This window comes from Streptomyces sp. NPDC051320, assembly GCF_040682175.1.
Classification (GTDB): domain Bacteria; phylum Actinomycetota; class Actinomycetes; order Streptomycetales; family Streptomycetaceae; genus Streptomyces.
The window spans coordinates 244,633-267,164 of the sequence record NZ_JBFBAL010000009.1 but is presented as its reverse complement, the minus strand read 5'-3'; the positions used below and the strand labels follow the sequence as shown (position 1 = coordinate 267,164).

At 70.6% G+C, this 22,532-nt stretch carries 16 protein-coding genes; 9 read left to right on the top strand and 7 right to left on the bottom strand.

Annotated features, from left to right (window positions below):
• Positions 1 to 16 precede the first annotated feature (16 nt).
• From AB0M87_RS21625 to AB0M87_RS21615, 3 genes are all read left to right on the top strand, one after another.
• Positions 17 to 874, top strand: coding sequence for a hypothetical protein (locus tag AB0M87_RS21625; RefSeq protein ID WP_365855262.1), 858 nt, complete (start codon positions 17 to 19; stop codon positions 872 to 874).
• 118 nt (positions 875 to 992) lie between these two features.
• Entirely contained in the window at positions 993 to 1,124 is a 132-nt protein-coding gene (locus tag AB0M87_RS21620) for an LPFR motif small protein (protein ID WP_365855260.1), read from the top strand.
• A 66-nt stretch (positions 1,125 to 1,190) separates the two neighbouring features.
• Positions 1,191 to 3,602 (top strand): Tex family protein, encoded by a 2,412-nt coding sequence (locus tag AB0M87_RS21615; protein WP_365855258.1) that lies wholly within the window; start codon positions 1,191 to 1,193, stop codon positions 3,600 to 3,602.
• Between the two features lie 54 nt (positions 3,603 to 3,656).
• On the opposite strand, the gene AB0M87_RS21610 is transcribed toward AB0M87_RS21615, so the two are convergent.
• Both AB0M87_RS21610 and AB0M87_RS21605 read right to left on the bottom strand, forming a co-directional pair.
• The gene (locus tag AB0M87_RS21610; RefSeq protein ID WP_365855256.1) at positions 3,657 to 5,294 is read right to left on the bottom strand and encodes an ABC-F family ATP-binding cassette domain-containing protein; all 1,638 of its coding nucleotides are present in this window, start codon (positions 5,292 to 5,294) and stop codon (positions 3,657 to 3,659) included.
• Between the two features lie 46 nt (positions 5,295 to 5,340).
• On the bottom strand, positions 5,341 to 6,639 hold the full coding sequence (locus AB0M87_RS21605) for a M14 family metallocarboxypeptidase (RefSeq protein ID WP_365855254.1): 1,299 nt from the start codon (positions 6,637 to 6,639) through the stop codon (positions 5,341 to 5,343).
• A 249-nt stretch (positions 6,640 to 6,888) separates the two neighbouring features.
• On the opposite strand from AB0M87_RS21605, the gene AB0M87_RS21600 reads away from it, so the two are divergent.
• Together AB0M87_RS21600 and AB0M87_RS21595 are read left to right on the top strand one after the other, a co-directional pair.
• Entirely contained in the window at positions 6,889 to 8,406 is a 1,518-nt protein-coding gene (locus AB0M87_RS21600) for a M1 family metallopeptidase (protein WP_365855253.1), read from the top strand.
• A gap of 139 nt (positions 8,407 to 8,545) precedes the next feature.
• Positions 8,546 to 9,580: a LacI family DNA-binding transcriptional regulator gene (locus AB0M87_RS21595; RefSeq protein WP_365855251.1), complete on the top strand. Its 1,035-nt coding sequence runs from the start codon at positions 8,546 to 8,548 to the stop codon at positions 9,578 to 9,580.
• Here AB0M87_RS21595 and AB0M87_RS21590 read toward each other — a convergent pair.
• Entirely contained in the window at positions 9,570 to 10,460 is an 891-nt protein-coding gene (locus AB0M87_RS21590) for an oxygenase MpaB family protein (RefSeq protein WP_365855249.1), read from the bottom strand. The genes AB0M87_RS21595 and AB0M87_RS21590 overlap by 11 nt on opposite strands.
• A 187-nt stretch (positions 10,461 to 10,647) precedes the next feature.
• Between AB0M87_RS21590 and AB0M87_RS21585 the strand changes: the two genes are divergently transcribed.
• Positions 10,648 to 11,379 carry a MerR family transcriptional regulator gene (locus AB0M87_RS21585; RefSeq protein WP_365855247.1) on the top strand — a complete coding sequence of 244 codons (732 nt, stop codon included), beginning with the start codon at positions 10,648 to 10,650 and terminating at the stop codon, positions 11,377 to 11,379.
• A gap of 39 nt (positions 11,380 to 11,418) precedes the next feature.
• On the opposite strand, the gene AB0M87_RS21580 is transcribed toward AB0M87_RS21585, so the two are convergent.
• The 4 genes from AB0M87_RS21580 to AB0M87_RS21565 are packed head-to-tail and all read right to left on the bottom strand — an operon-like array spanning position 11,419 to position 17,255.
• The gene (locus AB0M87_RS21580; protein WP_365855245.1) at positions 11,419 to 13,584 is read right to left on the bottom strand and encodes a 3-hydroxyacyl-CoA dehydrogenase NAD-binding domain-containing protein; all 2,166 of its coding nucleotides are present in this window, start codon (positions 13,582 to 13,584) and stop codon (positions 11,419 to 11,421) included.
• A gap of 41 nt (positions 13,585 to 13,625) precedes the next feature.
• Positions 13,626 to 14,840: an acetyl-CoA C-acetyltransferase gene (locus AB0M87_RS21575; protein ID WP_365855243.1), complete on the bottom strand. Its 1,215-nt coding sequence runs from the start codon at positions 14,838 to 14,840 to the stop codon at positions 13,626 to 13,628.
• A gap of 58 nt (positions 14,841 to 14,898) precedes the next feature.
• Positions 14,899 to 16,041, bottom strand: a complete 1,143-nt coding sequence (locus AB0M87_RS21570) for an acyl-CoA dehydrogenase family protein (RefSeq protein ID WP_365855241.1) — start codon at positions 16,039 to 16,041, stop codon at positions 14,899 to 14,901.
• Positions 16,038 to 17,255 carry a CaiB/BaiF CoA-transferase family protein gene (locus AB0M87_RS21565; RefSeq protein WP_365855239.1) on the bottom strand — a complete coding sequence of 406 codons (1,218 nt, stop codon included), beginning with the start codon at positions 17,253 to 17,255 and terminating at the stop codon, positions 16,038 to 16,040. Before AB0M87_RS21565 ends, AB0M87_RS21570 begins: the two co-directional genes overlap by 4 nt.
• A 221-nt stretch (positions 17,256 to 17,476) precedes the next feature.
• Between AB0M87_RS21565 and AB0M87_RS21560 the strand changes: the two genes are divergently transcribed.
• The 3 genes from AB0M87_RS21560 to yicI all read left to right on the top strand — a co-directional run bounded on the left by AB0M87_RS21560 (position 17,477) and on the right by yicI (position 22,423).
• Entirely contained in the window at positions 17,477 to 18,649 is a 1,173-nt protein-coding gene (locus tag AB0M87_RS21560) for a saccharopine dehydrogenase NADP-binding domain-containing protein (RefSeq protein WP_365855237.1), read from the top strand.
• A gap of 106 nt (positions 18,650 to 18,755) precedes the next feature.
• On the top strand, positions 18,756 to 19,994 hold the full coding sequence (locus tag AB0M87_RS21555; RefSeq protein WP_365855235.1) for an ROK family protein: 1,239 nt from the start codon (positions 18,756 to 18,758) through the stop codon (positions 19,992 to 19,994).
• A gap of 167 nt (positions 19,995 to 20,161) precedes the next feature.
• Positions 20,162 to 22,423: an alpha-xylosidase gene (gene yicI / locus AB0M87_RS21550; protein WP_365855233.1), complete on the top strand. Its 2,262-nt coding sequence runs from the start codon at positions 20,162 to 20,164 to the stop codon at positions 22,421 to 22,423.
• The last annotated feature ends 109 nt before the right edge of the window (positions 22,424 to 22,532 follow it).

Below are 22,532 nucleotides of genomic sequence, written 5' to 3'. Positions count from 1 at the left end.
CGGTAACATACTCCTCATGACCTCGCTCCCGCCGCGCGCCGGCCGTCGCTGCCACAACTCCGTCAACCCGCTGCACTCGACGCTGTACTTCTCCCCCGACTTCGCGAAGGAGCTTGCGGGGGTGGGCATCGAGGATCCGGGGGCTGCCTACTTCGCCGGGCGGGGCGCCGCGATGGGGGCAGTGGGGGCGGGCACCATCGCAGCCACGTTCTACAACTTCAATCCCGAGCTGATCGCCCGGCACGTGCCCGCTGTCTGGCAGACGGCCGCTCCCGAGGTGGTGCTCGACGCGCGACTGCGGGCCGTCGATGCCACGCTGCGCCGCCTGCTGGGCGAGGAGACCGTCGCCTCTGCCGAGATGGTGGAGGCCGCAGGACTCGCGCTGCGCGCGGCGGAGGGCTGCTCGCGGCACGCCCGGCCGCTGTACTCGGCCCACGCCGATCTGCCGGTGCCCGAGCAGCCGCATGTGGCGCTCTGGCACGCGGCGACGCTGCTGCGCGAGCACCGGGGCGACGGGCACCTCGCGGCGCTGCTCACCGCCGGGCTCGACCCGCTGGAGGCACTGGTCAGCCACACCGCGACCGGCAAGGGCATGGCGCCGCGCTGGATCCTCGCCACCCGCGGTTGGCGCCGGGCGGACTGGGACGCGGCCGCACAGCGGCTGCGGGGCCGCGGGCTGCTGGACGAGGAGGGCGGACTGACCGAGGCGGGAAAGCAGCTCCGCGAGGGCATCGAGGCGGACACCGACCGGCTCGACCTCGCACCGTACGAGCACCTGGGCGCGGAGGGTGTGGAGCGGCTCACCGAACTGGGCCGCGGATTCCTGGCCACCGCAGCGAGCGCGGGGGCGTTCCCGGGAGATCTGGCCGGCTGATCGCGGCCGCCAGCGGGTTTATCCACGGCAGAGGCGGCAACGCGGACTGTACGAGGTTCGCACCGGACGGCAAGTCCGGAGCGCACCGGAGTACACAAGATGCGAGAAGGGAGCCAACGTGTTGCGTGCCATCGCAGATGTGCTGCGTCAGATCGGTGGCGCCATCGCCACCGTCGTCACACTGCCCTTCCGGGCCGTGGCCCGGCTCTTCGGCGGAGCCTCCAGTTCCGCACGGGGTCGCGGGGTGTGATCCCTCGGCTGTCCGTACCGCCTGCCACAATGCTGGTTCAAGCTCAGCGAGAAGGCGGTACGGATCGTGACCACGACGACCACTCCAGCTTCCATCGAAGGCAGGATCGCAGAGGAACTCGGCGTCCGGGAGCGGCAGGTGAAGGCCGCCGTCGAGCTGCTCGACGGCGGCTCGACCGTGCCGTTCATCGCGCGCTACCGCAAGGAAGCGACCGAGATGCTCGACGACGCTCAGCTGCGCACGCTCGAGGAGCGGCTGCGTTATCTGCGGGAGCTGGAGGAGCGGCGGACCGCCGTTCTGGAGTCCGTACGGGAGCAGGGCAAGCTCGATGCCGCCCTGGAGGCACAGATCAGGGCGGCGGAGACCAAGGCGCGACTGGAGGACATCTACCTCCCGTTCAAACCGAAGCGTCGGACCAAGGCACAGATCGCCCGCGAGGCCGGTCTCGAACCCCTTGCCAACGGTCTGCTGGCCGACCCTTCGGTGGAGCCGCTCGCGGCCGCCGCGGCGTTCGCCGACCCGCAGAAGGGCGTCGCTGACCCCGCGGCCGCCCTGGAGGGCGCGCGTTCCATCCTCGCCGAACGGTTCGGTGAGGACGCCGACCTGATCGGTGAGCTGCGTGAGCGCATGTGGTCGCGCGGCCGGCTCACCGCCAAGGTGCGGGACGGCAAGGAGGAGGCGGGCGCCAAGTTCGCCGACTACTTCGACTTCGCCGAGGCCTTCACCGCGCTGCCCTCGCACCGGGTGCTGGCCATGCTCCGGGGCGAGAAGGAGGACGTGCTCGAGCTGGTTCTCGAGCCGGAGGAGCCGTCGGACACTCCCGGCCCCTCGACGTACGAGAACATGATCGCCCGGCGTTTCGGGGTCACCGACCGCGGCAGGCCGGGTGACCCGTGGCTGGCCGATACGGTCCGCTGGTCGTGGCGGACCCGGATCCTGGTGCATCTGGGCATCGACCTGCGGTTGCGGCTGCGTACCGCCGCGGAGGACGAGGCCGTCAAGGTCTTCGCGTCCAATCTGCGCGACCTGCTGTTGGCGGCGCCCGCCGGGACGCGCGCCACGCTCGGACTGGACCCCGGATTTCGAACCGGCGTGAAGGTCGCCGTGGTGGACGCCACCGGCAAGGTGGTGGCGACCGATGTGATCCATCCGCACGTCCCCGCGAACCGCTGGGACGAGGCGCTGGCCAAGCTGGCCCGGCTTGCGAAGGAGCACGCCGTCGATCTGATCGCCATCGGCAACGGCACCGCGTCCCGGGAGACCGACAAACTCGCCGGTGAGCTGTGCGCCAGGCATCCGGAGCTGAAACTCACCAAGGTGATGGTCTCCGAGGCGGGCGCCTCTGTGTATTCGGCGTCCGCCTTCGCCTCGCAGGAACTGCCGGACATGGACGTCACGCTGCGTGGCGCCGTGTCCATCGCCCGTCGGCTGCAGGACCCGCTCGCCGAACTGGTCAAGATCGACCCGAAGTCGATCGGGGTGGGCCAGTATCAGCACGACCTCTCCGAGGTGAAGCTCTCCCGGTCACTCGACGCCGTGGTCGAGGACTGTGTGAACGGTGTCGGGGTGGACGTCAACACGGCTTCGGCGCCACTGCTTTCGCGGGTCTCCGGTATCGGCTCGGGACTCGCCGAGAACATCGTGGCGCACCGGGACGCGAACGGCCCCTTCCGTTCCCGCAAGGCACTCAAGGACGTGGCACGGCTCGGCCCGAAGGCGTACGAACAGTGCGCGGGCTTTCTGCGGATCAGGGACGGCGACGACCCGCTGGACGCGTCGAGCGTGCACCCGGAGGCGTACCCGGTCGTGCGGGCGATGGCGAAGTCGGCGGGCGGCGGTTCGCTGGTCGGCAACGCGTCCCTGCTCCGCTCACTGAAGCCGGCCGACTTCGTCAACGACACCTTCGGGCTCCCCACGGTGACGGACATCCTGCGGGAGCTGGAGAAGCCCGGACGCGACCCGCGGCCCGCCTTCAAGACGGCCACCTTCAAGGAGGGTGTGGAGAAACTGGGCGATCTGACGCCCGGGATGGTCCTGGAGGGCGTGGTGACCAATGTCGCGGCCTTCGGGGCGTTCGTCGACATCGGCGTCCACCAGGACGGGCTCGTTCACGTGTCGGCGCTGTCGAGGACCTTCGTGAAGGATCCGCGCGATGTGGTGAAGTCCGGTGACATCGTCAAGGTGAAGGTCATGGACGTCGACATCCCGCGTAAGCGGATCTCGCTGACGCTGCGGCTGGACGACGAGGCGGCGCCGAAATCGGCCGGCGGCGGGGAGCGGCCGGAGCGAGCCCGTGGCAGGCAGGGCGGCCAGGGCGGTCGTCCTCCGCAGCAGCGGCAGAGCGACGGCCGGGAGCGGCGCGGCGGCGGTGGCGGCAGGCCGTCCTCGGCGCCGGCCCCGGCGAACAGCGCGATGGCGGACGCACTGCGGCGGGCCGGCCTGACCGACCCGAAATCGGGTGGTGGCCGGCGCGGCTGACCGGGTTGCCGTTGTCCCGGACCGCCGCGAGCGGTCCGGGACAACGGCAGTGTGTCAGAGCTCCGTCACCTTGCCGTCCGCCACCTCGATGCGGCGGGTGGTACGGACCGCGTCCAGCATCCGGCGGTCGTGGGTGACCAGCAGCAGAGTGCCCTCGTAGGAGTCGAGCGCCGACTCCAGCTGCTCGATGGCCTCCAGATCCAGATGGTTGGTCGGCTCGTCCAGGACCAGCAGATTGACGCCTCTGCCCTGCAGCAGGGCTAGCGCCGCGCGGGTGCGTTCGCCCGGCGACAGAGTCGTCGCCGGGCGGGTCACATGGGCTGCTTTCAGACCGAACTTGGCGAGCAGTGTGCGGACCTCGGCGGGTTCCGTCTCGGGCACCGCGGCGCAGAAGGCGGCGAGCAGGGTGTCGTCTCCGTAGAAGAGACCGCGTGCCTGGTCGACTTCGCCGACCACCACCCCCGGGCCGAGCGCCGCATGTCCGGTGTCGAGCGGGACCCGGCCGAGCAGCGCGCCCAGCAGGGTCGACTTGCCCGCGCCGTTCGCACCCGTGATGGCGACCCGGTCCGCCCAGTCGATCTGGAGGTGCGCGGGTCCGAAGCTGAAGCCGCCGCGATCGACGGTCGCCTCGCGCAGCGTGGCGACGACCGAGCCGGAACGAGCCGCCCTGGCGATCTCCATCCGGAGCTCCCACTCCTTGCGGGGCTCATCCACCACATCGAGACGCTCGATCATGCGCTGGGTCTGGCGGGCCTTCGCGGCCTGCTTCTCGCTCGCCTCGCTGCGGAACTTGCGGCCGACCTTGTCATTGTCGGTCGCCTTGCGGCGGGCGTTCTTCACACCCTTGTCCATCCAGCCCCGCTGCATCTGTGCCCGGCCCTCGAGTGCGGACCGCTTGTCGGCGTACTCCTCGAAGTCCTCCCGGGCGTGCCTGCGGGCCGTCTCGCGCTCCTCCAGATAGGCCGCGTAGCCACCGCCGTAGAGCGTGATCCGCTGCTGGGCGAGGTCGAGTTCCAGGACCTTGGTGACCGTCCGGGTCAGGAACTCCCGGTCATGGCTGATCACGACGGTGCCCGCCCGCAGCCCACTCACGAAGCGCTCCAACCGCTCCAGGCCGTCCAGGTCGAGGTCGTTGGTCGGCTCGTCGAGCAGGAACACGTCGTAACGCGAGAGCAGGAGCGAGGCGAGGCCGGCCCGGGCCGCCTGACCGCCGGAGAGGGAGGTCATCGGTTGATCGAGGCCCACCGTCAGGCCGAGGGATCCGGCCACCTCGTCGGCCCGCTCGTCGAGGTCGGCTCCGCCGAGGTCCAGCCAGCGCTCCAGGGTGGTGGCATAGGCGTCGTCGGCGCCCGGGGTCCCGTCGACCAGGCCCTGGGTGGCCGCGTCCATCGCGGCCTGGGCGGCGCTCACCCCCGTACGCCGGGCGAGGAAGTCGCGGACCGTCTCGCCCTCACGCCGTTCGGGTTCCTGCGGGAGGTGGCCGACGGTCGCGGTGGGCGGCGACAGTCTCAGCTCGCCCTCCTCGGGGCGGTCCAGGCCGGCGAGGAGGCGCAGCAGGGTGGACTTGCCCGCGCCGTTGACACCGACGAGACCGATCACATCGCCCGGCGCGACGACGAGATCGAGGCCGGAGAAGAGCGAACGGTCGCCGTGGCCTGCGGCGAGATCTTTGGCGACGAGGGTTGCAGTCATGAGGGGACTGATTCTAACGACCTGGTGCGCGTCGGGAGCCCGCCCGCTATCGTGCACCAGGTCGTAAGCAGTCGACGGATGGCCGGCCCGCTGTCAGCGGGTAACCGGCGCGAGCGTCGAGCAGCAGCGGTACGAGCGCCCGCTCCGGCTGGCGCAGCGTTACGAAGGCGCCCCCGGTCGTGCGATGCACCGTGATCCCGTGCAGATCGAGCCGCGCCCGCACGGCCGTGTACTGCGCCGTGGTGAGCCGGTATCCGCAGGGCGGGTCCGCGAGGGTCTGCGCCGGAGTGGCCGGATCGTTGTCCGCCCCGCCGAGATAGATCGGCCCGCGGCCCTCGAGCCCGGCCGCGCGGGCGGCCCGGGTGGCCGCTTCGAGCTGACCGCGCCGCCGTTCGGCATAGCCCCACACGCCTTTGAGCGCGGCGAGTTGGGTGGCGACCCGGCGTCTGTACCCGAACACGGGATGCGCCTTCTCGGTGTCGCCGATCGGGTCGGCCCTGGATTCCACCAGCAGTCCCACGGCGTTCTTGATACCCGCCATGTTGCGCAGAATGCGTTCCTCGCCGTCGCCCGCGACCTGCCGGAGGGCATGTCCGGTCACCTGGTCGGTCCAGATGCCGTAGTGGCCGCTGCCGAAACCGGCGGCCGCCGCGGCAGGCCTGACGTAGGCGTCGGAGAGGAGGCGTGCCTCCCGGTGGACAGCGGCCGGGGTGTTGGGGTTGCGCGGCCAGAGCGTCATCAGGTCGTCGTCGTAGGAGGGCACGGTGGCGTCGTATTCGTGCATGTCGTAGATGACATCGGGGTGCCGGTCGCGGATCACCGCGGCCAAGGCTCCGGCCTCGGCGGACCGCAGCGCGAGATGGTCACGGTTGATGTCGGTGCCTTCGGAGTTCGTACGGGTGTCGGCGGCCCGTCCGTCCGGGTTGGCGGTCGGGATGACGAGGACCGTGATGTGCGCCAGGAGGGCCCGGGTCGCCCGGGACTCGTCCCGGGCGAGAGCACGGATGGTGAGCAGACAGGCTTCGCGGGGGGCCGGCTCGTTGCCGTGCTGGCCGCAGACCAGCAGGATGACGTCGGTTCCCCGGTGTGCCCCGATGCGTACGAGTTGCAAGGGACGGCCGCGCGCGGTCGAGCCGATCCTGCGGACCTCCATCCGGTCACTCGAGCGGTCCACCGCGGCCAGGAAGCGCTGCTCGTCCGGTGCGGAGGTCCAGTGCGCGCCGTGGCTGGTCTCGAACCCGGTGCGCGGCACGTCCGCCGTGGCGCGGGCGGGCGCGGTGACCAGCGGCAGGGTGACGGCCACGGCGACGACACCCACGACGAACGGGCGGACACGAGGCGGCATCGGGCGTCTCCAGGGATGGGGCAGGCTTGGTCCGGACCCTGCGTGTCGTCGTCAAGCGGAAGGTACCCCGGGCGTCATCGCGGCAACAGGGGTCGGCAGGCTCCACGTTGGTCTCCGGCCAGGGCAGGACGGCGAAGAGCATGACGGCCGAATGGCGATGCTGTGACAACAGTGACCGTGGACATGACCAACGGATCGTGCGCTGAATAGGGTCGAAGAGATCCATGACCCCCACGACTTGGAGCTTCCGTGCACCGCAGACTCATCGTCCCGGGCGTGCTCGCGGCCTCGCTCATGCTGGTGATCCCGGCATCGGCAGCCGACTTCACTCCCGGGGCCCCGGGCATCGGCGACCCGTACTACCCGGCCTACGGCAACGGCGGATACGACGTCTCGCACTACGACCTCAAGATCGGGTACGAGCCGACCACCGACCTCCTGAAGGGCACGGCGACGATCCTCGCCACCACCACGCAGGACCTCTCGCGCTTCGACCTGGACTTCCTGCTCGATGTGAGTGACGTACGGGTCAATGGTGCCGAGGCGTCCTTCGCCACATCGGGGCAGCACGAGCTGCAGATCACCCCGGCCGCCCCTCTGGCCAAAGGCGCCCCTGTCACCGTCGTCGTCCGGTACAGCGGTGTTCCGTCGACCAAGTCGGCGTACGGGTTCTCCACCTGGCACCGGACCCCGGACGGGGCGGTCGCTGCGGACGAGCCCGAGTCCGCCTGGTGGTGGTACCCGAGCAACGACCACCCGCTGGACAAGGCCACGTACGACGTCTCGGTGAGCGTGCCCGACGGCACTCAGGCCATCAGCAACGGTGTGCTGCAGTCGCAGAGTTCGAAGCTCGGCCGGACCACCTTCAACTGGCGGGAGAACAAGCCGCAGGCGACCTATCTGACCACGCTCGCGGTCGGCAGGTTCGACATCACCACCGCGGCCACCGCCGCCGGTGTGCCGATCGTCAACGCGTACAGCAAGGACCTGGGCGACAACTACGGCGCCGCGCGCGCGAGCGTGGAGCGGACCGGCGAGGTCGCCGACTGGCTCAGCGGGTACTTCGGCAGATACCCCTTCAGCGCACTCGGCGGCTATGTGCCGAACACCACCACCGGCTATGCGCTGGAGACGCAGACCCGGCCGTTCTACAGCCCGAAACAGTTCGCGAACGGGTCCAACGTCTCACTGATCGTCCACGAGCTGGCGCACCAGTGGTACGGCGACAGTGTGTCCGTCAAGGGCTGGAAGGACATCTGGCTCAACGAGGGCTTCGCCAGCTACGCCCAGTGGCTCTGGTCGGACGGCGAGGGTGACGGCAGCACGCAGCAGCTGGCGGACTACGTGTACGCCTCCCACCCGGCCGATGACGCCTTCTGGACGGTGAAGCCGGGTGACCCGGGGCCGGACCATCAGTTCGACGACGCCGTCTACGACCGGGGCGCGCTCGCCCTGCAGGCGCTGCGGAACAAGATCGGCGACACGGCCTTCTTCAGGATCCTCAAGGGTTGGCCGGCCGGACACGCCTACGGCAATGCGGCGGTCCCCGACTTCGAGAAGTACGCGGAGCAGGTCTCGGGGAAACCGCTGGCCGCGTTCTTCGACACCTGGCTGTTCACCGCTGCCAAGCCGGCCGCTCCGGCAGCGGCGCAGGTGCGGATCGCCGCGGCCGGCGGCGCGGCGCACGCGCGGCCTGTCCGGCCCCGGTCCTGGACGCAGATCGAGCAGACACACACCGCTCACGGGCGCACCGTCCCCGGGCACTGACCGGCAGCCGCGCCGCCCCTTCCGGGTGCGGCGCGGCTTTCTGCGGGGAGGGCCGCTGGTTACGCTGACCGGGGGCCGCGAGGCCCCGCAGACCGGTTACGACCAGCGGACCGGCAGCCACGCCGACGAGGAGCCCCCGTTGCCCGATTCGATCCCCGGCTCGCGGCCCACCCTGGAGGCCGTGGCGGCCCGTGCGGGTGTGTCCCGGGCGACGGCTTCGCGGGTGGTCAACGGTGGCGACGGCGTGCGCCGGCCGCTGGTCGAGCGGGTCCGGCAGGCCGTCGATGAACTCGGATACGTGCCGAACCATGCGGCCAGGACGCTGGTCACCCGGCGCAACGGTGCGGTCGCCGTGATCATCGCCGAGCCGGAGATCCGGATCTTCTCGGATCCGTTCTTCTCCCTGCAGCTCCGGGGGATCAGCCGGGAGCTGACCGCCCACGACTCGCAGCTGGTGCTGCTTCTGGTGGAGGGCAGCGGGGACTACGACCGGATCGCGCGCTACCTGGCCGGTGGCCACGTCGACGGGGCCCTGGCGTTCTCGCTGCACACCGAGGACCCGCTGCCCGCGGTCACCCACAAGGTCGGCATCCCGACCGTGTTCGGCGGCCGCCCGGTGTGGGCGGGTCCGGAATCCGATCTGGCCGTGCCCTATGTGGACTGCGACAACCGGGGCGGGGCCCGTGCAGCCGTTCAGCACCTGGTGTCGCTCGGCCGGCAGCGCATCGCTCATATCGCCGGCCCCCAGGACCAGACGTCGGCCATCGACAGGCTCGACGGTTACCGGGACGTGCTGCTCGACGTCGACCCGGGCCTGACCGCGCAGGGTGACTTCACGGCCGGGAGCGGGGCCGTGGCGATGACCGAACTGCTGGCGTGCCACCCGGAGGTGGACGGCGTGTTCGCCGCCAACGATCTGATGGCGTCCGGCGCGCTGGAGGTGCTGCGGAAGCACGGCAGGCGGGTCCCCGACGACGTGGCGGTGGTCGGCTTCGACAACATGGTCAATGTCGCGGAAACCACCGATCCTCCGCTCACCACGATCGGTCAGGACATCGAAGGCATGGGCCGACTGATGGTTCAGGTACTGGTCCGGCGCCTCGACCGGGAGGGGGTCTCCCCGCCGGACTCCATGATCACGCCGACCGAACTGGTGCGGCGGGTCAGCGCCTGACGCGGGCCCGCCCCGCACCGGCCCGCCCCGCACGGGCCCGCGCCGCACGTGCCTCGCGGGCCAGCGGCAGATACCGCACCCGCCCGGGCAGCACCGGGACCACGGCGCGGACGACCAGCCCGAAGCGGCGCAGTGCTCGCTCCTGGGACGGCGTCCACGGCAGGCCTATGGCCTCCCGTGCGTCCGGCGGCATCAGGCCGATGGTGACGAAGCGCCGAAAACGTGCCAGCGGCGGCAGCAGTACCGGCCACAGCGCCCGCAGCAGCAGCCGGACCGGCCGGGGGCCGCGGTCCGGCGGCGGCACCGGGGTGTCGACGCTGACCAACTCCCTGACCACCGTGGTGGCCTCGATCTCGTCGGCCAGCATCTTCCGGTAGTACGGCCAGAACTCCTCGATGGTCTGCGGCATGTCCCGATCGTTGATGCCGAGGATCCGTCCGACCTGGAGCCATTCCGCGTACAGCTGACGTTCCTGTGCCTCGGTGTAGGGGCGGCCGAGGTACCTCCGGCCGTGTACGAACACCGGGAAGCCGGTGGCATGCACCCATGCGTAGGTCGGGCCGGCCAGGGCGTGGTAGCGGCGGCCCCGGGTGTCGGTGCCCTGCATGGTCCGGTGCAGCCGCCGCAGTCGGCGCCCCTCTTCGGCTGCTGCCTCGCCGCCGTAGACCCACAGCTGCACCGAACGCAGCGAGCGTTCACCGCGGCCCCAGGGGTCCGTGCGGAAGACGGAGTACTCGTCGACACCCGCCCCGACGGCCGGGTGCGCCACCTGCATGGTCAGTGCGGCAGGCAGCGTGAGCAGCATTCGGATGTCGCCGGCCTCGCTCCACAGCACCCCGCCGGGCGGCGGCGGGGCGGGCGGGGTGACGCGGCTGCTCATGCGGGCTCCCAGGGGGTCACGCGGGTCCGGCACGGATCCGGTCCGTATGTGATCCAGTATGCGACGGCCGCGTTCTGGTCATCGGCCCCTTTCACACTCCCGGTGAGACAGCAATACTGTTGCACCGGATCGACCGGGACCGTAACACCGGTAGCGCAGACCGCCGAACACGGAACGAGGCACCGCCATGGCGACGGAGACCGAGGAGACGGCCTTCACCGTCGACGAACTGGCCGCGCGCGCCGGGGTCACCGTACGCACCGTCCGCTTCTACAGCTCCCGCGGCCTGCTGCATCCGCCGGTGATCGGCCCGCGGCGGGTCGGCCTGTACGGGGCGGCGCACCTGTCCCGGCTCGCCCTCATCGAGGAGTTGCAGCATCACGGGATGACGCTGGCCGCGATCGAGCGCTATCTGCAGCAGCTGCCGGAGGATCTCAGCGCACATGATCTGGCGATCCACCGCGCGGTGGTGGCCTCGTGGGCGCCCGAGGGCGCCGATGAGGCGAGCCGTGCCGAGTTGGAGCGGCGGGCGGGCCGGGCGCTGTCCGACGGCGACATCGACCGGCTGGCCGCGATGAACGTACTGGAGCGGGCGGCCGGCGATCTTGACGTGTTCCGGGTGGACACCGGCCTGCTCGCGCTCGGCGTCCAGCTGCTGGACGTACCCATCGCGCACGAGACGATCCTGGCTGCCCGCACCGTGGTGCTCGAACACACCCGGGCCGCGGCGAAGGAGCTGACCAGACTCTTCCAGGAACAGGTGTGGGGGCCGTACCGCGAGCGTGAGCACGACCCCGAGGCGGTGGAGGCGATGAAGTCGCTCTCCGCCCACATGCAGCCGATGGTGGTGCAGGCCCTGGTGACCGCTTTCCAGCGGTCACTGAAGGAGGAACTGCGCGCCCGGTACACCGACGGATGAACCGCCGGGCCGCGCAGCTCCCCCCTGCCCGCGGTGGGCTCAGCCGAACTGCTCGCCCTTCGCCGCCTTCTCCAGCAGCAGCGCGGGCGGCTCGAAGCGCGAGCCGTAGCGTTCGGCCAGTTCCTGGGCGCGGGACACGAAGCCGGCAGGCCCGCCCGGGTAGCCGTTGATGTACTGGATCACCCCGCCCGTCCAGCCGGGGAAGCCGATGCCGAGGATGGAGCCGATGTTGGCGTCGGCGACCGAGGTGAGGACGCCTTCCTCCAGGCAGCGGACGCTGTCCAGCGCCTCGGAGAAGAGCATCCGCTCCTGCATGTCGGCGAAGGGGACGTCCGCGCCGGCCCGGGTGAAGTGCTCGCGCAGCCCCGGCCAGAGACCGGCCCGCTTGCCGTCCACGTACTCGTAGAAGCCCGCTCCCCCGCTGCGGCCGGTGCGGCCGAACTCGTCGACCATCCGGTCGATGACCGCGTCCGACGGGTGCCCGGACCAGGTGCCACCGGCCTCCTCGGCCGCGCGCTTGGCCTCGTTGCGGATCTTGCGGGGCAGGGTGAGCGTCAGCTCGTCCATCAGGGAGAGCACCTTGGCCGGATACCCGGCCTGCGCTGCGGCCTGTTCGACCGACGCGGGATCGACGCCCTCACCGATCATGGCGACGCCCTCGTTGATGAACTGACCGATGACCCGGGAGGTGAAGAAGCCCCGCGAGTCGTTGACGACGATCGGCGTCTTCTTGATCTGCCGCACCAGGTCGAAGGCGCGTGCCAGAGCCTCGTCGCCGGTCCGCTCGCCCTTGATGATCTCGACCAGCGGCATCTTGTCGACGGGTGAGAAGAAGTGCAGCCCGATGAAGTCGGCCTGCCGTGAGACCCCTTCGGAGAGCAGGGTGATGGGCAGCGTGGAGGTGTTGGAGCAGAGCAGCGCGTCGGGCTCGACGACGCCTTCGATCTCCTGGAACACCTTGTGCTTGAGGGCCGCGTCCTCGAAGACCGCCTCGATCACCGCGTCGCAGCCGGCCAGGTCCGCCGGATCACCGGTCGGAGTGATGCGGGCGAGCAGCGCGTCCCGCTTCGCCTCGGTGGTACGGCCGCGGGAGAGTGCCTTGGCGAGCAGCTTCTCCGAGTACGCCTTGCCCCGCTGCGCGGCCTCCGCCGACACGTCCTTGAGCACCACCTCGATGCCCGCGCGGGCACAGGAGTACGCGATACCCGCGCCCATCATCCCGGCACCGAGCACCGCGACCTTGCGGACCGGGCGCTGTTCGATGCCCTGCGGGCGGCTGGCCCCGGAGTTGACGGCCTGCAGGTCGAAGAAGAACGCCTGGATCATGTTCTTCGCGGTCTGTCCGGTGACCAGCTCGGTGAAGTACCGGGCCTCGATGGCCTGCGCGGTCTCGAAGTCGACCTGTGAGCCCTCGACAGCCGCCGCGAGGATGTTGCGCGGCGCCGGGTACGGAGCGCCCTGCAGCTGCTTCTTCAGGTTGGCGGGGAAGGCCGGCAGGTTCGCCGCGAACCGGGGGTTCGACGGGGTGCCGCCGGGGATCTTGTATCCCTTGACGTCCCAGGGCTGCTGCGACTCGGGGTGGGCTTCGATGAAGGCGCGCGCCTTGGCGAGCAGCTCCTCGCGGGTGGCGGCGACCTCGTGGACCAGCCCGTTCTCCAGCGCACGCTGCGGCGTGTACTGGGTGCCCTGCAGGAGCACCTTCAGCAGCGCGTCGGCGATGCCCATCAGCCGTACGGTGCGGGTGACGCCACCGGCGGCGGGCAGCAGCCCGAGGGTGACCTCGGGCAGGCCGATCTTGGAGCCGGGCGCGTCGAGGGCGATGCGGTGGTGGCTGGCGAGCGCGATCTCGTAACCACCGCCGAGCGCGGCGCCGTTGAGGGCGGCGACGACCGGCTTGCCCAGGGTCTCGATGCGGCGCAGGGAGTTCTTGATGGCCATGCCGGTGTCGAAGGCCTGCTGGGCCTCGCGCGGCCCGATCTTGATCATTTCCTTGAGGTCGCCGCCCGCGAAGAAGGTCTTCTTGGCGGAGGTGTAGATGATGCCGCGGATGCTGTCCCGCTCGGCCACGGCGCGGTCGGCGACGGCCGCGATCGAGTCCTCGAAGGCCTGGTTCATGGTGTTGGCGGACTGGTTGGGGTCGTCGAGTACCAGGGTGACCACGCCGGTCTCGTCCTGTTCCCAGCGGATGGTGGTGTTCTCGCTCATGGTGTGGCTGCTCCGTGCGGGCCGTAAGGGAAGGGACGTGGTCAGAGACGCTCGATGACGGTGGCGACACCCATGCCGCCGCCGACGCAGAGCGTGACCAGGCCGTAGCGCTGGTCGCGGCGCTCCAGTTCGTCGACGAGGGTGCCGAGGATCATCGCGCCGGTGGCCCCGAGCGGGTGGCCGAGGGCGATGGCACCGCCATTGACGTTGATCTTGTCGAGCGGCACCTCCATGTCCCTGGCGAAACGCAGCACCACGCCGGCGAAGGCCTCGTTCATCTCGATCAGGTCGATGTCGCCGATGGTCAGACCGGCCTTGGCGAGGGCCTTGCGGCTGGCGGGCGCGGGACCGGTGAGCATGATGGTCGGCTCGGACCCGGAGACGGCCGCCGAGACGATCCGGGCCCGGGGGACGAGGCCGTAGCGCTCGCCGACCTGGCCGGAGCCGATGGCGACGAGCGACGCGCCGTCCACGATGCCGGAGGAGTTCCCCGCGTGGTGGACGTGGTCGATCTTCTCGACCCAGTGGTACTTCTGCAGCGCCACCGCGTCGAAGCCGCCCATCTCGCCGATGGTGGCGAAGGAGGGCTTCAGAGCGGCGAGTGATTCCGCCGTGGTGCCGGGACGCATGTGCTCGTCGTGGTCGAGGACGACGAGGCCGTTGCGGTCGACGACCGGCACGACGGAACGCTTGAAGCGACCGTCCTTCCAGGCCTCGGCCGCCCGCTCCTGGGACAGCGCGGCGTAGGAGTCGACGTCGTGACGGGTGAAACCCTCGATGGTGGCGATCAGGTCGGCGCCGACGCCCTGGGGCGCGAAGCCGGTGTCCCAGTTGGTCATCGGGTCCATGGCCCAGGCACCGCCGTCGGAGCCCATCGCGACCCGGGACATCGACTCGACGCCACCGGCCAGGATCAGGTCCTCCCAGCCCGAACGGATCTTCGCGGCCGCCAGGTTGACGGCTTCCAGTCCGGAGGCGCAGAACCTGTTCTCCTGCACGCCGGCGACGCTGTCCGGCAGCCCGGCGGCGATGGCCGCCGTACGGGCGATGTCGGAGCCCTGGTCGCCCACCGGGCTGACCACGCCGAGCACGATGTCGTCGATGGCGGCCGGATCGAGGCCGGGGAACCGTCGGCGCATCTCCTGGATCAGCCCGACGACCAGGTCGATCGGTTTGGTGCCGTGCAGGGCGCCATTGGCCTTGCCGCGCCCGCGCGGGGTGCGGATCGCGTCGTAGACAAACGCTTCGGTACTCAAGACAACAGCCTTTCGGATGACGGAACGGAGGGGCGGGTGACGGGCGGGGTGCTGTCGGCTAGCCGAGGAGTGAACGGCCGATGATCTCCTTCATGATCTCGGTGGTGCCGCCGTAGATGGTCTGGATACGGCCGTCGGTGAACGCCCTGGCGACCCGGTACTCGGTCATGTACCCATAACCGCCGTGCAGTTGGAGGCAGCGGTCGGCGACCCGTTTCTGCAGCTCGGTGGCCCACCACTTGGCCATCGAGGCGTGTACGGCGTCGAGCTCACCGTCCGAGTGGTCCACGATGCAGCGGTCGAGGAAGGTACGGGTGACGGCGCACTCGGTGGCCATCTCGGCTATCTCGAAGCGGATGTGCTGCAGCTTCGACAGCGGCCGCCCGAAGGCCTCGCGCTCCTTGACGTACTCCATGGTGATCTCGAGGAGGTGCTCGGCCGCCGCGACGCCGGCGACGGCGATCCCCATCCGCTCCTGGGCGAGGTTGGTCATCAGGTGGATGAAGGCACCGTTGAGTTCGCCGAGCAGGTTCTCCTCGGGCACGCGTACGTCGTTGAAGAACAGCTCTGCGGTGTCCTGGGACTTCTGGCCGATCTTGTCGAGGTTGCGGCCACGCTCGAAGCCGGCCATGCCACGCTCGACGACCAGCAGTGACAGTCCCTTCGCACCGCCGTCGGGTGATGTCCTGGCGACCACGATCACCAGATCGGCGAGGATCCCGTTGGAGATGAAGGTCTTGGAACCGTTGAGGACCCAGTGATCACCGCGGTCCTCGGCGTGTGTACGGATCCCCTGGAGGTCGGAGCCCGCACCCGGTTCGGTCATCGCTATCGCGGTGATGGTCTCGCCGCTGCAGAAGCCGGGGAGCCAGCGCCGCTTCTGTTCGTCGGTGGCGAGGCCGGTCAGATACGGGCCGATGATGTCGTTGTGCAGGCCGAGCGCCAGTCCGGCCACGCCGGCGCGGGTGAACTCCTCGGCGATGACCGCGCTGTAGCGGAAGTCGGCGTTCCCGCCCCCGCCGTACTCCTCGGGCACCGCGAGTCCGAGCAGGCCCTGTCGGCCGGCCGCCAGCCAGGCTTCCCGGGAGACGATGCCGTCCCGTTCCCACTGTTCGTAGTGCGGCAGGACCTCCTTGGCGAGGAAGGTGCGGACGCTCTCGCGGAACGCGTCGTGGTCGGCGGTGAAGATCTGGCGCTTCAACGGTTCTCCTTCTCCGGGGCTCCGGGCGGCTGTGCTCCGAGGTCCCGCACCAGCGGCTCCCGCACCGTCTGCTCCCGCACCGTCTGCTCCGGCGCTGCGACGATGGCGGGCACATCCCAGTCCCGGGCCACTTCCGCGGTGTCCGCGCCGGGCCCGGCCGGGCCCCGGCGGATGGAGCCCGGCGTCGCGGAGAAGCGTGGCGCGGGTGCGGGTTGTGTCATGCCGCTGTGTTCGACGAAGGTTCCGCGGGCGGCGATGTGCGGATGCTCCGGGGCCTCGCGCAGCGAGAGCACCGGCGCCACACAGGCATCGGAGCCCTCGAACACCTTGGTCCACTCCGCACGCGTCCTGGTCGCGAAGCGGCCGGCGATGACGGTACGGAGCTCTGCCCAGCGTGCCGGGTCGTCGCGGGCCGGCACGACACCGCTGATCCCGAGCAGACCGGTGAACTCGTCGTAGAACTGCTCCTCCAGGGCGCCCACCGCCATATAGGCCCCGTCCGACGTCCGGTACGTGCCGTAGAAGGGGCAACCGCCGTCGAGCAGGTTCGACCCACGCCTGTCCCGCCAGACACCGGCCGCCAGCATGCCTTGGATCATCGTGCCCAGATGTGCCGCCCCGTCCACGATCGCGGCGTCCACCACCTGCCCGTTGCCGCCGTCCGTGCGCGCGTGCTGCAGCGCGGCGAGCACACCGACGACCAGGTAGAGCGAACCTCCCGCGTAATCCCCGAGCAGGTTGGCCGGGATCGCGGGCGGTCCTTCGGCGCTGCCGATCATGCTCAGGGTGCCGGTGACGGCGATGTACGCGATGTCGTGCCCGGCGCGGTCGGCGAGCGGCCCCTGCTGGCCCCAGCCCGTCATCCGCCCGTACACGAGTTTCGGGTTGCGGGCGTGACACGGCTCCGGTCCCACGCCGAGCCGCTCGGCCACGCCCGGCCGGTACCCCTCGATCAGGATGTCGGCGCGGTCCACCAGGTCGAGCACCCGGGCGGCGCCGTCCCTCGCCTTGAGGTCGATGACGACCGAGCGCTTGTTGCGGTTGGTGAGATCGCACGCCGGGTCGATCGCGAGACCGGCGCCGCCGGGCCGGTCGACCCGGACGACATCGGCGCCGAGGTCCGCGAGGAGCATCGCGGCGAACGGGCCCGGCCCGATGCCCGCGAGCTCGACCACGCGCACCCCGGCCAGTGGACCGCTTGCTGTCGCTGCCATCAAGCCCCCAGCACTGTGACACAACTGATGTGACACCGAAGATGTTAAGAACTGATATTAAGAACGTGTTTCACTTCGCACAAGCCTTTCGGCTGAGCGTTTGCTCAGCAGCCCACCGTAAGCAGGAATGCCGTCCGGACCTTCCGAACCGCGCGCATTCCGCTGTTCTCACGCTAACCTCGGCCACCGGTGACGGCGCGGGACCACGTCGGAGGGGAAACGTGAAGAGGCAGTACGACATCGTGCTCTTCGGAGCTACCGGTTATGTGGGCAGGCTCGTCGCGGAGTACCTCGCCAGGAACGCACCGCCCGGATGCCGCTGGGCCCTGGCCGGCCGCGACACGGCAAAGCTGGAGGCGCTGCGGGAACGGCTCGCCGTCATCGATCCGGCGCACGCGGCGCTGCCGCTCCTCCTCGCCGATTCGGCCGATCCGGACTCGCTGCGCGCCCTGGCCGAGTCGGCGAGGGTCGTGGCGACCACGGTCGGCCCGTACGTCTGGTACGGCGAGGGACTGGTGGCCGCCTGCGCGGAGGCCGGCACCGACTACGCGGATCTGACCGGCGAGCCCGAGTTCGTCGACGCCATGTACGTACGTCACGATGCGCGTGCCCGCGAAACCGGGGCGCGTCTGGTCCACTCGTGCGGCTTCGACTCGGTGCCCAACGACATCGGGGTGTACTTCACGGTGCAGCAGCTCCCGGAGGACGTGCCGCTGACCGTCGACGGCTTCCTCCGCACCCATGCCGCGTTCTCCGGCGGAACCTTCGCCTCGGCCCTGACGGCGATGGGCCGCGGCGCCCAGACGCTGCGCGCCGCGCGGGAACGGCGGCTGCACGAACCCCGGCTGACGGGCCGGCGTGTGCGAGCGCCGTTCGGCACTCCGCGCTTCAGCCGGGAGACGGGCGTCTGGGCATTGCCGCTGCCGACCCTTGACCCGCAGGTGGTGGCCCGTTCCGCTGCCGCGCTGCCGCGGTACGGACCCGACTTCCGTTACCGTCACTACGCGGCGGTGAGGACCCTGCCGATGGCGCTCGGCGGGGTGGCGGGCGCGGGGGCGGCCCTGGCACTGGCCCAGGTGGCGCCCGCCCGGTCCTGGGCGATGAGCCGTGTTGCTCCGGGCCAGGGGCCGAGTGAGGAACGGCGCAACCGCAGCTGGTTCACCACGCGGTTCGTGGGCGAGGGCGGCGGGCGGCGGGTGTTCACCGAGGTGTCCGGAGGCGACCCCGGATACGACGAGACGGCGAAGATGCTCGCGGAGGCCGCGCTGAGCCTGGCCTTCGACGAACTGCCGCAGACCGCCGGTCAGGTCACCACGGCGGTGGCGATGGGGGATGCCCTGCTGGCCCGGCTGCAGGCGGCCAAGCTGACCTTCCGGGTGGCGCACATCCGGTAGAGGACGCGCGCACCCGACATGGGTGCCGGCCGTCGGTCCGGGCGGTCGCCCCGCCCCGCCCGCAGATCCGGCCCGGCCCGCCCCGTCGCATAGGCTCATCGACGATATGAAGAACAACCTCACGCCGCTCGGGCCCAAGGCCGACAAGGACACCGTTCGGCGGCACAATCTCAGCCTGGTACTGCGCGCCGTCCGCGACGCGGGCGAGGCGACCCGGGCCGGCGTCGCGGGTCGGGTGGGGCTGACCAGGGCGGCCGTCTCCTCGCTGGTCGAGCAGCTGCTGGAGAGCGGCTTCCTCGCCGAGTCGGGCAAGACGTTCAGCGGGCAGGCCGGCCGCCCCGGCACCGTACTGAAACCTGCCCGTACCGGGCCGGCCGGCATCGGCGTCGAGATCAACATCGACTACGTGTCGGTGTGTGTGGTCGACCTGGCGGGCACCGACCGGGTCCGGCTCACCGAGCACCTCGACAACCGCGGCGCGCCGCCGGCCGACGTACTGGCCCGCGCCGCCCGGGTCGCGGCGCGCGCTCTGGAGTCCGCCCGCGAGCAGGAGCTGCGCCCCGTCGGTGTGCAGTTGGCACTGCCCGGTCTGGTGGCCGGAGGCACGGTCCGCCAGGCGCCCAACCTCGGCTGGAACCGGGTCGCGGCCGAGGGGATCTTCGCCCAGGCGCTGTCGATCGTCCGCCCGGCCCACCGTGCGCTGCCGGTGAGCTCGGAGAACGAGGCCAACCTCGCCGCACTGGCCGAGCTGTGGTTCGGCGACCTCGGCAAGGTCCGCAGCTTCCTCTATCTGTCGGGTGAGATCGGCGTCGGAGGCGCACTGGTGATCGACGGCGAACTGCTGCGGGGCGCCCATGGCTTCGCCGGTGAGATCGGCCATGTGATGGTGGACGCGGCGGGCCCCGAGTGCCGCTGCGGCTCACGCGGCTGCCTCGAGCAGTACGCGGGACAGTCCGCGCTGCTGCGGGCCGCAGGGATCGACGAGACCGCCGGGGTCACCGGCGTCTCGGAACTCGAGCGGCGGGCGCAGGGCGGCGACGGGCGGGCGGTGGCCGCCGTGGAGGAGGCCGGCCTGATGCTCGGGCGCGTGCTGTCCGGGGCGGTGAACCTCTTCGATCCCGACGCGGTGGTGCTCGGCGGTATCTACCGCTGTCTGATGCCCTGGCTGTCGCCCAGCGCCGACCGGGAGCTCACCGGGCGGGTCGTCTCCGGGCTCTGGCCGCGCGGCAGCGGCCGGCTCCGCGCCTCGTCCGTGGCGGGCGACGCGGCGCGCGGTGCTGCGGCGCTGATCGTCCAGGAGGTACTGGCCGATCCGGTGGCCCACACGGAGCGCCCGGCGGGCTGAGCACCGCACGCGCGAAGCCCTGCCTTCCGCTGCCGGAAGCACAGACCGGCCGAGGATCTTGAATCCCTCTATCGAAGCGCTTCGACATCGCGTAATTTGTTGTGCGCCGGTCTCTCCCGGCCCGGCTCCTGTGACCGATTCGCTTCTGCACCACGCAAGGAACCTCTATGAAGTTCACCAACGGCTTCTGGCTCATGCGCGAGGGCGTACACGCCTCGTACGCGACCGAAGTGCGAGATCTCCAGGTCGGCGCCGACCGGGTCACCGCGTATGCCGCCGTGAAACGGGTAGCGGCCCGCGGTGACACGCTCAACACGCCGCTGATCACCGTCGAGTGCTTCTCCCCGGCCGAGGGCGTCATCGGCGTACGTGCCACGCACCATGCCGGAAAGAGCCATCGCGGGCCGGATTTCGAACTGGTCGGCGCCGACACCACGGCGGCCGCCGGTACCCGCCGGGACGGCTCGGTCACCGAGTTGACCAGCGGCCCGCTGACCATGCGGCTCGACACCGAGGGACCGTGGGGCCTGCAGTTCCTCGATTCCGACGGTCGCCGGCTCACATCCGTGGAGTCCCGCGGCACCGCCTTCGCGACCGTCGACGACGGCACCCACCACATGGCCGCGCAGCTCGCGCTGGGCGTCGGCGAGGGCATCTACGGTCTCGGTGAGCGCTTCACCCCGTACGTCAAGAACGGCCAGTCCGTCGACATCTGGCAGGCGGACGGCGGCACCAGCAGCGAACAAGCCTATAAGAACATCCCCTTCTACCTGTCCTCGCGCGGCTATGGCGTCTTCGTCAACCATCCCGGCAAGGTCTCCTTCGAGGTCGGCTCGGAGTCCGTCGGCCAGGTGCAGTTCAGCGTAGAGGACCAGTCCCTGGAGTACTACGTCGTCGCAGGTCCGACCCCCAAGGACGTGCTGCGCAGATACACCGCGCTGACCGGGCGGCCGGCGCTGCCGCCCGCCTGGTCGTTCGGGCTGTGGCTGACCACCTCCTTCTGTACGTCCTACGACGAGGCGACCGTCGCCTCCTTCGTCAACGGCATGGAGGAGCGCGGGATCCCGCTGTCCGTCTTCCACTTCGACTGCTTCTGGATGCGCGAATACCAGTGGTCGGACTTCGCCTGGGATCCGGAGGTCTTCCCGGACCCGGAGGGCATGCTGGCGCGGCTCAAGGAGCGCGGGCTCAAGATCAGCATGTGGATCAACCCGTACATCGCGCAGAAATCCGCGCTGTTCGCGGAGGTGGCCGAGCGGGATTATCTGGTCAGGCGCCCCAACGGTGACATCTGGCAGTGGGATCTGTGGCAGCCCGGCATGGCGCTGGTCGACTTCACCAACCCCGCGGCCCGCGAGTGGTTCGCCGGCAAACTGCGTGTCCTGCTCGACCAGGGTGTGGACTGCTTCAAGACGGACTTCGGCGAACGCATCCCCACCGACGTGGTCTGGCACGACGGCTCCGATCCCGAGCGGATGCACAACTACTACGCGCAGCTCTACAACCGGACGGTCTTCGACCTGCTGGAGAAGGAGCGCGGGGACGGTGAGGCGCTCGTCTTCGCCCGCTCGGCGACCGCCGGCGGCCAGCAGTTCCCGGTGCACTGGGGCGGCGACTGCTTCGCGTCCTTCAACGCGATGGCCGAGTCGCTGCGCGGCGGGCTGTCCCTCTCGCTGTCCGGCTTCGGCTTCTGGAGCCACGACATCGGCGGCTTCGAGGGCACCCCCGACCCGGAGGTCTTCAAGCGCTGGCTGGCCTTCGGGCTGCTGTCCTCGCACAGCAGACTGCACGGCAACGTCTCGTACCGGGTGCCGTGGGAGTTCGGCACCGAAGCCGTCGACGTGGCCCGGCAGTTCACCCTGCTCAAGCACCGGCTGATGCCGTATCTGTACGGAGCCGCCGCCGAGGCGCACCGCACCGGGGTGCCGGTGATGCGCCCGATGCTGCTGGAGTTCCCCGGCGACCCCAGCGCGGTGCCGCTGGACCGCCAGTACATGCTCGGCCCCGATCTGCTGGTGGCCCCCGTCTTCACCCCGGAGGGCGATGTCGACTACTACCTCCCGGAGGGCACCTGGACCCATCTGCTGACCGGCGAGCAGGTCACCGGCCCGGTGTGGCGCCACGAGAGACACGGCTTCGACAGCCTGCCGCTGTACGTGCGCCCCGGTGCGGTGCTGCCCTGGGGAGCGGACGACCAGCGGCCGGACGGCGACTGGCTGGCCGGGCTGACCCTGCGGGTCTTCCAGCCGGCGGGCCCGGTCGAGGTCACCGTGCCGGACCACTCGGGAGCGCCCGCCGCACGGTTCCGGGTGGCGCGTGAGGGGGACGCGCTGCGGGTCTCGGCCGAGGGGACGGACCGGTCGTACCGGGTGGAGTGCGCAGGGGCCTCGGCGGAGGGGTCGGGGGTCGTGCGGGTGCCCCTGAGGTGACCGTCCGGGGTCCCGGGTCGCTGACGAGCGGAGATCCGCCCGGCACAACGGCACACGGCAGAGGCCCGGCACCGGGACGGGAAGTTCGGTGCCGGGCCTCCGTGGTTTC